General features: G+C 73.7%; 10 protein-coding genes, 2 tRNA genes and 1 pseudogene. 4 read left to right on the forward strand and 9 right to left on the reverse strand.

The features are described from left to right. Nucleotides 1–218 precede the first annotated feature (218 nt). From P1P75_RS32925 to P1P75_RS32935, 3 genes are all read left to right on the forward strand, one after another. Nucleotides 219–1,781 carry a hypothetical protein gene (locus P1P75_RS32925; protein WP_319262482.1) on the forward strand — a complete coding sequence of 521 codons (1,563 nt, stop codon included), beginning with the start codon at nt 219–221 and terminating at the stop codon, nt 1,779–1,781. A gap of 65 nt (nt 1,782–1,846) precedes the next feature. Further along, complete coding sequence (locus P1P75_RS32930) at nt 1,847–3,919, forward strand: AAA family ATPase (protein WP_319262483.1); 2,073 nt, start codon at nt 1,847–1,849, stop codon at nt 3,917–3,919. Beyond that, complete coding sequence (locus tag P1P75_RS32935; protein WP_319262485.1) at nt 3,913–4,599, forward strand: FHA domain-containing protein; 687 nt, start codon at nt 3,913–3,915, stop codon at nt 4,597–4,599. The genes P1P75_RS32930 and P1P75_RS32935 overlap by 7 nt, the downstream gene beginning before the upstream one ends. A 34-nt stretch (nt 4,600–4,633) precedes the next feature. Here the strand turns inward: P1P75_RS32935 and P1P75_RS32940 are convergent, their stop codons facing one another. From P1P75_RS32940 to P1P75_RS32980, 9 genes are all read right to left on the reverse strand, one after another. Beyond that, nucleotides 4,634–5,296, reverse strand: a complete 663-nt coding sequence (locus P1P75_RS32940) for an RES family NAD+ phosphorylase (protein WP_319262487.1) — start codon at nt 5,294–5,296, stop codon at nt 4,634–4,636. Continuing rightward, nucleotides 5,293–6,096 (reverse strand): hypothetical protein, encoded by an 804-nt coding sequence (locus P1P75_RS32945; RefSeq protein WP_319262489.1) that lies wholly within the window; start codon nt 6,094–6,096, stop codon nt 5,293–5,295. The genes P1P75_RS32940 and P1P75_RS32945 overlap by 4 nt, the downstream gene beginning before the upstream one ends. Next, nucleotides 6,083–9,562 (reverse strand): CHAT domain-containing protein, encoded by a 3,480-nt coding sequence (locus P1P75_RS32950; protein ID WP_319262492.1) that lies wholly within the window; start codon nt 9,560–9,562, stop codon nt 6,083–6,085. Before P1P75_RS32950 ends, P1P75_RS32945 begins: the two co-directional genes overlap by 14 nt. Nucleotides 9,563–9,884: 322 nt before the next feature. Continuing rightward, nucleotides 9,885–10,940, reverse strand: coding sequence for a UDP-N-acetylmuramate dehydrogenase (locus P1P75_RS32955; RefSeq protein ID WP_319262494.1), 1,056 nt, complete (start codon nt 10,938–10,940; stop codon nt 9,885–9,887). A gap of 197 nt (nt 10,941–11,137) precedes the next feature. Further along, nucleotides 11,138–11,566, reverse strand: a complete 429-nt coding sequence (locus tag P1P75_RS32960; protein ID WP_319262495.1) for a MaoC family dehydratase — start codon at nt 11,564–11,566, stop codon at nt 11,138–11,140. Nucleotide 11,567: 1 nt separating this feature from the next. Next, nucleotides 11,568–12,020: a MaoC family dehydratase N-terminal domain-containing protein gene (locus P1P75_RS32965; RefSeq protein ID WP_319262497.1), complete on the reverse strand. Its 453-nt coding sequence runs from the start codon at nt 12,018–12,020 to the stop codon at nt 11,568–11,570. Between the two features lie 120 nt (nt 12,021–12,140). Beyond that, nucleotides 12,141–12,305: a 50S ribosomal protein L33 gene (rpmG, locus tag P1P75_RS32970; protein ID WP_018834916.1), complete on the reverse strand. Its 165-nt coding sequence runs from the start codon at nt 12,303–12,305 to the stop codon at nt 12,141–12,143. Nucleotides 12,306–12,391: 86 nt separating this feature from the next. Further along, nucleotides 12,392–12,464, reverse strand: a tRNA-Met gene (locus P1P75_RS32975). Between the two features lie 46 nt (nt 12,465–12,510). Then, a tRNA-Thr gene (locus P1P75_RS32980) sits at nt 12,511–12,583 on the reverse strand. Between the two features lie 250 nt (nt 12,584–12,833). Between P1P75_RS32980 and P1P75_RS32985 the strand changes: the two are divergent. Continuing rightward, nucleotides 12,834–13,076 (forward strand): annotated as a pseudogene (locus P1P75_RS32985) (hydrolase); the annotation flags it as partial.

Here is a 13,076-nt window from a genome sequence, read left to right on the forward strand (position 1 = left end):
GGCTCCGCCAACCGGGTCGGGAGCCGGACCGTGCCGGGGGCCAGGCGGCCGTCGGGCTCCGCCCGCCTCGGGACGCCGTCCGGCGCCGGGACGCCCACGGGGGGCCGGACACCTACTGACCCCGGGACACCTTCTGATCCCCGTACCGGCTCCCCCGCCGGTACCCCGTCCGGCTCCCCGTCCGGTTCCCCTTCTGGTTCCCCCTCTGGAGGAGTGGCGTGAGCAGCGCGTTCGCCGGCACCGACCTGCTGACCGTGATGCCGGACGTCTCGGCGTACGGCTATCCGCCCGATCCGGGCCTCACCCTGGACTCCGGTGTCCCCGACATGGCCGGCATCGGTACCCCGGACCTGACGGCCCTCTCCGACCCGGTCGGCGAGGCCGTCGGGCAGCTGGCCGACCAGGTCCAGGACATGATCGTGCCCGCGCTCATCGGCCTGGCCGACCTCAGCGGGGCCCTGCTGGTCACGCGGCTGGCGCTGCGCGGCACGCAGGCGCTGGCGGCGTTCAACAACAAGGTCGCCGCCGAGCAGGAGGCGCTCTCCCGGCGCCAGCTGTCGCTGGAGATGGGCAGCGAGTGCTGGCGGCGCGCGGCGGAGGCCGCGGCCGGGATCAACGCGCGGATCACCGTGCTCGGCCTGGAGCCCTCGGGGCCCGGCGACCCGTCGCCGCCCGCCCCGGTGCAGCCCGTCGGCGTCCCCCTCGACCTGCTGTGGAAGCGGCTCGCGGAGACCGAGCGCGCACTGCGCCGGGTGGAGGCGCAGCGCGCGGCCCGCGCGACCGCCCGGCTGCCGTTCGACCACGCGCGGGACCCGGAGCACGCCGACTGGTACGACCGGCTGCGCGAGCGCCGCCGCCAGGCCCTGATCCGGTACGCCGAGGGCGGCCCCGGCCCCGGGTCCGAGCCCGAGCCCGAGCCCGAGGCGACGACGCCGGAGCACACCGAGTCGGCCGCGCTCACCGAGGACGACGTCCTGCGCGAGGGTGCCGAACTGCTGGCCGGGCTGCCGATGGCGTTCACCTCCGCCGGCCGGGACCTGATCGACGACTGCCTGGCGGAGGCCCGGCGGGCCGTGGGCCGGCGGCCCAAGGCGGTGCGGCGCTACCTCGACGAGGCCGCGCTGATCGCCCACAAGGAGTCGGAGCGGGCTCTGCTCGCCGACCGGGTCCGCCAGGACGCGGCCCTGCGCCTCGGCGCGCTCCAGGCCCCCGCGCCCGAGGGCGTGGACACGCTGCCGGACGCCTCCGAGGCCGTCGAGGTGCTCCAGCGGGCCCTGCGGACGGGCGTCGCTCCCGCGGGCGCGGCCGAACGTACGGTCCGGCAGGCCCTGGTGAGCCGCTCGGCCGCTTTGCAGCGGACGTACCTGGTGGCGGCGCTGCGTCGGGCGACCGAGCAGTGGGGCGAGGGTTCGCTGCAGGGCCGGATGGACGCGGACCACTGGGACTTCGCGCCGGCGGCCTGGGGCGGCGAGTACTGGCTGCGGGTCCGCCTCACGTCCGCCGGCCAGGCCCGTGTCTTCACCATGCGCCGGCCACTGACGCCGGAGGAGGAGCGGGACCCGGCCACGGCGGCCCGGGACGCGGAGCGGTGCGCCGAGAGTTCCGGGTACGTCGGCGAACTGGGCCGGCTCACCGAGGCGGAGGGCGTCCGCGCGGAGTTCGCCTGGTCCAGCGGCCAGGTCCGCACGGGCGAACCGGCTCCCGGCCTGACCAGGTCCGGCCGTAAGCCCTCCGCACGGCGACGCCCGGCGCCTCCCAAGTACCGCGACAAGGACCACTGACCGTCACCCCCGTCACCGCCTTCCCGGCGACCCCGGCCGCCATCCCGGCCTTCCCCGGAGGACCCTTGACCAGCTTCCCCGTCCAGTCACCGCCGCACCTGACCAAGGCGACCATCACCCAGACCATCCAACCGCCCTTCGCCGCCGAGCTGTTCACCACGCTCAGCGTCCACTCCCAGTACGTCCTGCACGGCAACGTCCGCGACGACCACCTCGTCGCCGACGTACGGGACGACGGCACCCGCCGCAGCCGCGCGCTGGGACTGGAGGACCTGCTCTGGGAAGGGCTGCGGCGGTCCGGCTACAAGTGCCTGCTGCGCTACGACCAGGTGGCCGGGTTCACCGTCGCCCGCTGCGACGACGGCCTCGACATGAACACGCTGCTCCAGCGCAACACCCGCCGGGTGCCCGGCCGCCCGGACGAGGACGACGGCAGTCAGGCGGCACGGGTCTTCGAGTCCTTCGCCCGCGGCTGGGTCGGTGAGCGGCCCGGCCCCCCGAAGGACAACCCGCGCTACGACGACTACCAGAAGCCGGTGCACGCCGCCCTGCTCATCGACTTCGCCTCCCGGATCCCCACCCAGGCCAACCAGCTGAGCGACGAGGAACGGACGTTCTTCCTGCGCTGTCTGAAGATCGCCGAGGACGCCCGGCCCTTCCCCCGTTCCAAGAGCGGCCGCGCCCTGTTCAACCCGGTGATCTGGCTCACCGAAGGCGAACGGGACCTGCCGGCCTGGCTGGTGACGAGCAGCGTACGGGTGCGCAGTATCGGGGTGCCGATGCCGGACCTCGGCCAGCGTCGCCGTATGGCGCAACTGCTCGCCGGTCAGGCGGGTGTCCCCGAGACCGCCACCAAGCTGGACGTGGGCCCGCTGCTGAAGGGAGCCGAGCGGGAGGAGCCGACGGACGAGGACGTCATGCGGTTCGCGCGGGCGGCCGGCGGGCTCACGCTGCGCGCCATGCGGGAGAGCATGCGGCTGGCCCGCGCCCGCCGGCTGTCGTTCGCGGAGATGGACCAGGCCGTGCGCCTCTACGAACTGGGAGTCAGCCGCAATCCGTGGACCGGCGGCGCGGTCGCCGACAGCATCCGGGACGGCGAGAAGGCCATCGGCAAGCGGGTGCGCGGCCAGGAGAAGGCCGTCACCCAGACCCTGGACGTGCTCAAACGGGCCGCGCTGGGCCTGTCCGGCGCCCAGGCCGCGTCGACGTCCGTGCACCGGCCGCGCGGTGTGCTGTTCTTCGCCGGACCGACCGGCACCGGCAAGACGGAGCTGGCGCGGGCGGTCGCCACCACCCTGTTCGGCTCGCAGGACGCCTGTCTGCGCTTCGACATGAGCGAGTTCTCCGCCCCGCACTCCGCCGACCGCCTGGTGGGCGCCCCGCCCGGGTACGTCGGCTACGAGGCGGGCGGCGAGCTGACCCGCGCGGTGCGCGAGGACCCGTTCCGGGTCGTGCTGTTCGACGAGATCGACAAGGCGGACAAGGGCGTCCTCGACAAGTTCCTCCAGGTTCTGGAGGACGGCCGGCTGACCGACGGCCAGGGGGTGACGACGTACTTCAGCGAATGCGTCCTCATCTTCACGTCCAACCTGGGCGTGCACGGCCCGACGGGCGTGGACGGGCGGCCCCTGTCCTCCCCGGCCGGGCAGGGCCGGCTGCCCGAGACCCCGGACGAGCGGGCCGCGTTCGAGAAGGAGATCCTCGGCAACGTCCGCCACCACTTCGAGCACACCTTGAAGCGGCCCGAGCTGCTGAACCGGCTCGGCGGGAACATCGTCGTGTTCCAGTACATCGACGGGCCCACCGCCCACCTCATCTTCAAGGGGCAGCTGCGCAACATCGTCGAGCACATGCGCCACCAGGGCGGGCTGACCCTGGAGGTGCTCCCCGAGGCCGAGACGGTCCTCGCCGACGAGTGCACCCGCGACCTGCACAACGGCGGCCGGGGCATCGGCATGAAGCTGGAGACCCACCTCATCAACCCGCTCGCGCGCGGCATGTTCGACCTCGGCGTGCACCTGACGCCGGGCACGGTCGTCACCGTCTCGCGGGTCACCGTCCAGCCGGACGGCAGCGTGCGCCTCGACATCGAGGCCGTACCCGGAGAGAACACCCGGGACCGGCGGCCACCGTGGTGAGGGACGAGTGGGAGCGCCCGCCGCGCCACGTCGACAAGTCGCTCGCGGAGGGCGTGGACCTCGACGACGAGCAGGAGGACGAGGAAGGGGAGGAGACTCCGCGCCGGCCGGACGACGGGGGCGACGGGGGCGACGGGCCAGAGACCCCGGACGACAGGAGCGACGGGCCACAGCCCCCGGACGACGGGAGCGACGGGAGCGACGAGCCGGAGCCGGAACCGCCTCCCTGGCCGACCGCCCCACCGGAGCCCGTCGCGCCGCCGTCACGGGTCCACTCCTGCTGGTCATGCGCCGCGGACGTCCCCTCCGGTGCGTCCGCCTGTCCGGAGTGCCAGGAGTCGGCCCGTCATCTGCGGCTGATCAGCACCCGGCCACAGGTCGATCTGCGGCACGGCAGCTGCGGCCCCCTGAACCTGGGCCGGCATCCGACCTGGGCGGCGCCCGACGTGGCCGCCGCGCTCGACGGCGAGCAGGGTGTCTCGCGCCGCCACGCGAGCGTCGAGATGACCCCGGACGGCGGCCTGTGGCTGACGGAACACCCGGCCGGCACCCTGAACGGCACCTTCGTCAACGGCGAGCGGGTGCCGCCGGGCGACCGGGTCCCCGTGACGGACGGGGACACCGTACGGCTCGGCAGGCATTGCGCGTTCACGCTGCTCGTGGTGGAGCCGCCCGCATAGGGCGGCCCCGGACCGGCGGGAGCGGGGGCGGAGGTCAGTCCGCGGGCTCCGGTGGCACGATCGCCGCGCGCAGGGGGGCCAGCAGCCGGTTGGCCGCGTCCACCCCGGCGAGCGTGGCGAGGTCGTGGGAGACCAGGGGCTCGCTGTGGAGCGGCACCCTGTCGCAGCGGTCCCCGAACAGTACGAGCGCCTCGCGCGGCCGGTGCCGCCGTGACTGCCAGAGCAGACCGTGCGCCTCCTTGGCCTGACGGCGCAGCTCCTGCGCCCAGTACCGGGTGCGCGGGTAGTCGTCGGGATCGCAGTCGAGCAGCCAGCTCGTCTGGCAGACGGCCGCCAGGTCCTCCTCGGTGCGCAGCGACACGAAGGTCAGCTCCATGGTGGTGACGACCTGGGCGAGCGTGTACCGGCTGGCCTGCGCCCACGGCACCAGCCGGGCGCCGACGACCGGGTCGAAGTCCATGGACCGCAGGAACACCTCGGCCAGCGCGGTGGTGGGTTCACGGGTGGCGTACAGGTACGGGTAGCGGTCTTCGGCGGTGCAGTCGAAGCGGCTGCCGCCGAACAGGGTGTGGGCCGCGACCGACTTGAAGCCGGTCGCCGGGTAGCTGGTGCGGTGGCAGCGCCAGAGCGCGGTGCCGGCGGGGAGCATCGTGACCCGGGGGACCATGGTGATCTCCGGGGGGATCTGCCGTGTCATCGGCCGCCCTCCTCGACGAGGGCGAGCGCGGCGTCGGCCAGCCGGTCGTCCGGTACCCGGCCGAGCAGCGAGGCCGGCGGTCCGCCCAGCCAGGAGTTGCGGCCCAGCCACCAGTCGGCGGCGCCCCAGGGGTCGCGGTCGGCGAGCAGGATGCGGTTGATCCGTACGACGATGTCCCGAGGCTGCCCGGTGTCCGGGTCGAACTGGAACTCGGGGCTGCGCGGCCCGTCCTCGGGATCGGCCAGCACGATGACGTCGGCGGGCCCGTCGCCCGCCGCAGGACTCCCGGCCGGCGCGGCGGCCCGCGACGGCACGGTGAGCAACCGCCGCCGCGCGGCGGCGATGACGGCGGCGACGGGGTCGGGGTCGTCGTCGGCGGCGGCGGCGGCTACGGAGTCTGCGGCCAGGGGGTCGCCCCCTTCCGGATCAGCGCTTACCGGGCCGACGGTCACCGGGCCGGCGGCTCCCGCTTCGGTGCGGTCCTGCTCGCCCGCCGCCGGTGCCGCGTACAGCTCCTCCAGCGCCGCGAGGACCGCCTCCGGCGTCGGCACGGTCGTCGTCGTGGCGATCGAACGGTGGTCGGCGTGCAGCAGTTCGGCCAGTACGCCCGCCTCGTCCGGGACGGGCCACAGGGCGCGGACGATCGCCATCACGGCCATGCCAGCCCGCTCGGGGTCGTCGCCGACCTCCCGCAGCCGTTCCGTCATGGCGAGGAAGTGCCGGTACTGGTCCTCGTCCAGCCATTGCCGAAGCTGTTCCCGGTGTCTGACGAGAAGGGCCAGCAGCTCATGCGTGTCCAACGGTGTTCCCTTCGGGTCGGACCGGTGCGGGGTTGCCCTGATGGATGAACGGCGCCCAGGCGTCCGCGGACAGGGCCGGCCTGCCCTTGATCCGGGCGGCGAGCGGACCGGAGAGCCCGGGAAGCGTGGGCCGGCCCGCGTCCAGCGCCCACAGCTGGGTCCGCCGCAGCGCCTGCGCGGGGTCCGCGCCCTCGGCGAGGAAGTGGTGCAGCGCGTACATGAGGACGGCCGAACTGGCGTCGGGAACCGACCACTTGGAGCCGATGACGTCGGCGGCCCCGCGGGCGACGAACGCGGTGGTGAGCGTGAGCGTCTCGTCGTGGTCCCGGTTGCTGAGGTCGGTCTCGCAGGCGCTGAGCACCACCAGGGGCCCGGCCCCGCCGCCTCCGTCCACGGCGGGCGCCCCGAGCAGCCGCCGTACGGTGAGCAGGCCCGCGTCGTCTTCGGCGCCGCGCGGACGGTGCAGCAGCAGCCTCGACACGGTGGGCAGGTCGCCGGCGATCCCGTGGACGCTGAACTCCACCAGGGTGGCGGGCCGTTCGCCGGTGCCGCCGGGTAGCAACGGCAGCAGTTCGTCGGGGGTGCCGTCGACGTCGAAGACGTTCCGGCTGAGGAAGCCGAAGCAGCGGGCGCGCGGATAGAAGGCGGCGCGAAGCGCCTCGACCTCGTGCTCGGCGTACGCCAGCGTGGCGCGCGGGTCGGCGACCAGGACCGGGGCCTCGGCCAGGGGCAGCCGGGTCCGGGCGGCGGACCGTACGAACTCCGCCCCGGACGCGGCGTAGCTGATGACGGCGTGGTCGAGCGCGTACACGGGCCGATCCCCCGCACCCGGGCCGAGCCGGGCCGCGTGCCACGGCACGATGCCGAGGTTCCCGGCGGGCAGCAGCACCAGCCGTACGGGATCGTCGGGGCGGGCGGGGCGGCCGGGCCGGACGACGTCCAGGACCGGCCTCATCACGGCGGGCCCCGCCCAGTCGCACAGCTCCTCCAGGGCCGCCTCCCAGGCCGCCACCGCCTCCGCGCGGCCGGGCGCCGAGGACGGTACGCCGGGTGCGGTGACGGCGGAACGGGCCCGCGCCGCGTCCACGTACCGTTCCAGGGGCGCGCGCCTCGCCGCGGCGAGGCCGGTCAGCTCCAGCGACAGCGGCGCAAGGCCGGGCCGTACCACCAGTGCCCGGCCGGGTCCCTCGCCCTGCCCGACGAGCAGATGCACCACGGCGTCGACCCCGGCGGCCTCCGCCGCGTCGGACACCTGCTGCCAGCCCGGCCCGGCCGAGACCCCGGCGGTACGCAGCGCCCCCAGGGCCCGCCGCCGCAGGGTGCTGGGGATGAGGGTGTCGGCGTCCTTGCGGTCCTCGCGGGCCGCTGCCGTACCGGTGTCCGCGCCCGCGCGTGCGGCTTCCCGCCACCGTGCGGCGAGGTCGGTCTCGCCGCACGCCTCCAGCAGTTCCGGCACGCTCGCCGAGGCCGCGACCGCACGCAGGACGAGGGCGCGGCCGGCCTCCAGGACGCGCAGCGCGGTGGCGGCGTCGCCGGACTCCGCCGCCCAGACGGCGGCGGTGACCCCGCGGTCGGCCGCCGCGCGGGCCGCTTCGAGACCGTGCTCGGCGCCGATCTGGAGCAGCACGTCCTCGGCGACCTTCTCCAGCAGCCGCTCGGTCGCCTCCAGCGCCCGCTCGGTGTCGCCGGGGCCGCCGCGGCGCCGGTACTGGTCGGCCAGCTTGCGGTACACGTCCTGCGCGGTGCCGCACCCGGTGAGGTCGCCGATCTCGGCGCGGGCCGCTTCCAGTTCCGCGAGTACCGCCGCGAGGACCGCCGGATCCCCCCGCCGGTCGTACTCGATGTCGAGGACGAGGGCCATGCCGAGCCGCGAACGGATGTCCTGGTCGGCGGCGACGCGGGGACCGCCGAGCGCGGCGCGCAGCTCCTCGACGTCGTCCAGGAGGCTGCCGGCGGAGGGGTCGATGTACTGCTCCAGCGCCTTGCACATGGCCCCGACGGGCGCCACGATCCCGCGCAGCGCGAGCGGCATGCCGGGGTGTTCCTTCGATTCGCGCAGATACATCAGCGCCCGCCGCAGCGGTGGGGTCACCGTGCCACCGGCCCGGCCGATGGCCATGGTCCGGCGCAGCTGCAGGAAGCCGAGGACGAAGAGGACGATGCTCGCCGAGCCGCTGTCCTGCGACAGCTCCTGACGCATCGCCAGCAGCCGTTCGCCGATGTCGTCGAACGCGTCGAGGTCGTCCTCGGGCGCGTCGCAGACCCGCTGGTACTCCAGGAGGGCGCGGCCCGTCTCCATGAACTCCCGGCCGGCCGTGCCCGAGGCCATGCCGTCGGCGAGCGCCGCCAGGTCGATGTCCTCGGTGAGCAGGCGCTGCGCGGCCTTGGCGTCCTCGATGTTGCCGCCGTTGAGGGCGGCACCGGAGAGCAGCGCCGCCTGGAGGACGGCCGCCACGCCCGGCGGGACGTCCTGGTCCTGTCCGGCCAGGAGCAGCGGCTCGGCCGCCTGCACCAGGTCCTCGGGGTTGCCCGTGCGCATCGCCATGCCGAAGCGGGCCAGCCCCGCCGTGGTCTGTTCCTGCCAGGAACCGCGCGGCAGCCCCTCGACCGCGCTCTCCAGCTCCTCGGGACGCAGGATGCCGGGCGCGAACAGCTCCATCAGCGGGAGCATGTCGTTCGCGGCGAGTTCCACCTGCTCCCGGATCTCCTCCCGCGGGCCGCCCATCTCCACGGGCGTGGCGTCGGGCAGGCCCTTGAGGAGTTCCATCGCCGCCCCCATGAACATCTGGAGCTGCGGCGGCATCGCGCCGGTCGCGGTGGCGAAGTTGCCCAGCTCCAGCAGGGAGTCCCGGTCGCGGGCGGTCTGCATCATCCGCAGCAGCGTCGTCCAGCGTTCCAGGTCCGGTTGGTCGGACGGGTCGGCGGTCTCCGCCAGTTCCGTGAGCAGGGCGCCGACCTCGGCGAGGTCCTCGCGCAGCACACTGCTGTCGGGTGCCATGAAGGTGGCGCCGACCGTCAGTACGTCGATCATGTCCCGCCGGCCCTGGAAGGCGAGGTCCGGCAACTGCGGCACCAGCAGCCTGATCAGCAGCTTGGTGACGGCCGTCCGGGACCGCGTCTCCCGCTCGGTGACGGGTTCCTGCTCGCGGGCCTCCCTCAGCAGGAGGATCGCCTCGGCCCGGTCGGCCGCCGGGTCGGCCGACCCGCCGTGCGTCGTGCCGGACAGGTGGCGGACGGCCAGCAGCGAGCCGCGTGCCATCCGTAACGCGCGCCGCCCGGCCCCGTCCGTCTCCCGCTCGGCGTCGGCCAGTTCGCGCAGCATCCGCTCGGTCGCCGCCGGGTCGGGCGGCCCGCCCCCCTCGCGGGCGTCGGCCCACTCCTGACTGACCGCGGTGGCCCGCCGGAACAGCTCCCGCGTCCGCGCTTTGCCGTCGTCCCCCGCGGCCGTCCCCTGAGTCCCGCTCACCGTCACGCGCGCCTCCCCGGATCCCTTTCGCCCACATACTGGCGCCGCGACAGGGCCCGCGAGGCGGTTTCGGCCGCATTTCAGCCGCCCCGACCGGGAAACAACCGCGCTGCGGGGGAGTCAGGGGACACCGGAAGCGCCCACCATCGAGGCAGGGGGCGTCCGCGGCCCGCCGGGGCTACGGATCGGGGGAGGCCCTTGGCCCGCGGCCGCCCCCTCCCAGGCGCCGGGCGCGGGAGGAAAGCCGGCCGCGCGCGGAGCGTGGGGCCACAGGTGGAGCACCGGCCAGGCGTGGCGCGCGGCGGCCGCATGCGGAGTGGGGCTAGAGCCCGACCCCGACCATCACCGGCTCGTTCACCAGCGTGATGCCGAACGCCTCCCGGACCCCGGCCACGACCTCCCGGGCCAGGACCAGCAGGTCCTCCGTGGTGGCCCCGCCGCGGTTGGTGAGGGCCAGGGTGTGCTTGCCGGAGATGCGCGCGGGCCCGCTGCCGTAACCCTTGGTGAAGCCGGCCTTGTCGATCAGCCAGGCCGCGGAGGTCTTGGTACGCCCCTCCCCCGCCGGGTAGGCGGGCGGTACGGCGTCCCCGCCGAGCCGCTCCTTCACGCGCGCGTGGAACATCGCGAAGTCTGCGTCGGTGAGGATCGGGTTGGTGAAGAAGGACCCGGCGGACCAGGTGTCGTGGTCCTCGGCGTCCAGGACCATCCCCTTCCCCGCACGCAGCTTGAGGACGGTCTCGCGGGCCTGCGTGAGCGGCACCCGGTCGCCGGGTTCCACGCCCAGCGCGCGTGCCGTCTCGGCGTACTTGACCGGCGCGGACAGCCCGTCGGCGTCCTCCAGGGCGAAGCGGACGCGCAGCACGACATAACGCTCGGGGTCGGCCTTGAAGCGGCTGTGCCGGTAGGAGAAGGCGCATTCCTCGTTGCCCAGGGTGACCGTCTCTGCGGCACGGCGGTCGTAGGCGATCACCTCGGTGACGGTGGCGGAGACCTCCTGGCCGTACGCGCCCACGTTCTGGATCGGGGTCGCGCCCGCCGAGCCGGGGATGCCGGCCAGGCATTCGACGCCGGCCAGCCCTGCCTCGACGGTGCGGGCGACGGCGTCGGTCCACACCTCACCGGCGGCCAGCTCCAGCGTCGTACCGACGAGGTCGAAGCCGCTGGTGGCGATGCGCAGGGCGGTGCCCGCGAAGCCCTTGTCGCCGATGACGAGGTTGGAGCCGCCGCCGATGACGAGCAGCGGCGTGCCGTCGGCGTCGGCCTCGCGCACGGCGGCGACCACCTCGGCGTCGGTCGTCGCGGTCACCAGCCGGGTGGCGGGGCCGCCCAGCCGGAAGGTGGTCAGCGGGGCGAGCGGGGCGTCGTGGAGTTCCAGCACCCGCCCAGCCTACGAGACGGCACCGACAGCCCCGTCCGCGCACTCACCCCGACGCGTCCATGCGTAAGGGGCGCCCTCAAGGGAGGACGCCCGTCCATGCGTAAGGGGCGCCCTCGAAGGAGGACGCCCCTTACTCACACCGCTGCCGGCGGGACCCTCTCAAGGCCCCGGGCGTCACCCGCCCGGTCCGGCCCGCCTCAGGCCAGTCGTACGACCGCGCGTGACATTCCCAGCACCTTCTGCCCGCCGCTGGTCGCCGTCAGGTCCACGCGGACCGTGTTGTCGTCGAGCTTGGCGCCGATCTTGCCGCTGACCTCGATGGTCGCGCCCCGCTCGTCGTTCGGGACGACGACGGGCCGGGTGAAGCGGACGCCGTACTCGACGACCGCACCCGGGTCGCCGACCCAGTCGGTGACGACCCTGACCGCCTCGGCCATGGTGAACATGCCGTGCGCGATGACGTCCGGCAGGCCCACCTCCTTGGCGAACTTCTCGTTCCAGTGGATCGGGTTGAAGTCCCCGGAGGCACCCGCGTACTGGACGAGGGTGGCACGGGTCACGCCGAACGACTGGACCGGCAGCTCGGTGCCGACCTCGACGTCGTCGTAGGAGATCTTCGCGGTCATCTCAGCCCTCCTCCGCCGCGCGGGCGACGAGCTTGGTCCAGGCGGTCACGACGTGCTCGCCGGCCTCGTCGTGGACCTCACCGCGGATGTCCACGATGTCGTTGCCCGCGATGGACTTGATCGCCTCGATCGTCGAGGTCACCGTGAGCCGGTCACCGGCCCGCACCGGGCGCCGGTAGACGAACTTCTGGTCACCGTGCACCACCCGGCTGTAGTCCAGACCCAGCTGCGGGTCCCGGACGACCTGCCCCGCGGCCTTGAAGGTGATGGAGAACACGAAGGTCGGCGGGGCGATCACATCGGAATGCCCGAGCGCCTTGGCGGCGTCCGGGTCGATGTAGGCCGGGTGGGTGTCCCCCACGGCCTCCGCGAACTCGCGGATCTTCTCCCGGCCGACCTCATAGGGATCGGTGGGCGGGTAGGTCCGCCCCACGAAGGACTGGTCGAGCGCCATCTGCTCGGCACCTCCTGGTTGCTCTGCGTCGCTCTACTGACCGGTACTGGTCGCTCAACGACGCGAGGCCGCCCCCGATCACTCGGGGACGGCCTCGCGTACGAGCCTGTAACTATCCAACTATCGCGTTTCGCGATGCGCGGTGTGCGCATTGCAACGCGGGCAGTGCTTCTTCATCTCCATGCGATCCGGGTTGTTACGCCGGTTCTTCTTGGTGATGTAGTTCCGCTCCTTGCACTCCACGCAGGCCAGCGTGATCTTCGGGCGGACGTCGGTGGCAGCCACGTGAGTGCTCCTTGACGAACGGATGGGACATATACAAAAAAAGAGTAGCCGATCGAAGGACCGACCCCACAATCGGCTACTGTCAGTAGCGGTGACCGGACTTGAACCGGTGACACAGCGATTATGAGCCGCTTGCTCTACCGACTGAGCTACACCGCTTTGATGGGATCAGGTCCCGTCTCGCGACGGGAACCTCACCCACCAGAGCCCCAATACGGAATCGAACCGTAGACCTTCTCCTTACCATGGAGACGCTCTACCGACTGAGCTATTGGGGCGAGCGATGAAGACATTACACGGTCCGCAGCCGTTCACCCAAATCCGTTTGTCCGGCCCCGCCCGACCCCGTTCCGCCCAGGTGGCACACGGCTCCTGAGCCCCTCGGACCCACCGGACCACACCGGTACGACTATTGCTCTCCTCCCCGTCGGCGCCGGACGGCCGTCCTAGGCTCGACTCACTCTGCGTGATCTTGCCCGAGCCCTGCGGGCACCGAGCCCCCACTCTCTGCCGAGCCCCTGGAGCGCGATGCCCGACAGCCAGCCGCAGCCGCCCCCGTCGTCCGGTGCGCCGGGAGGCTCCCCGGACGGGCGGCCGGACCCCGCAACCCTCCTGCTGTGCGGCGCCCGCCTCACGGACGGCCGGACCGTGGACGTACGGCTGGGCCGCGGGCGCATCGAGGCGGTCGGCACCGCGGGCAGCCTGACGGCCGGGCCCGACCACACCCCCGGCACCCGCGTGGACCTCGCCGGCTACCTCCTCCTCCCCGCC

Source organism: Streptomyces sp. ID05-39B (assembly GCF_033794725.1).
In the GTDB taxonomy this organism is placed as follows: Bacteria; Actinomycetota; Actinomycetes; order Streptomycetales; family Streptomycetaceae; genus Streptomyces; species Streptomyces bobili.

What these genes read in the sequence shown, in the direction of transcription:
- P1P75_RS32965 (WP_319262497.1), bottom strand. Translation starts at nt 12,020, where the DNA reads ATGGCGCTCGACCAGTCCTTCGTGGGGCGGACCTACCCGCCCACCGAT.
- P1P75_RS32940 (WP_319262487.1), bottom strand. Translation starts at nt 5,296, where the DNA reads ATGACACGGCAGATCCCCCCGGAGATCACCATGGTCCCCCGGGTCACG.
- P1P75_RS32960 (WP_319262495.1), bottom strand. Translation starts at nt 11,566, where the DNA reads ATGACCGCGAAGATCTCCTACGACGACGTCGAGGTCGGCACCGAGCTG.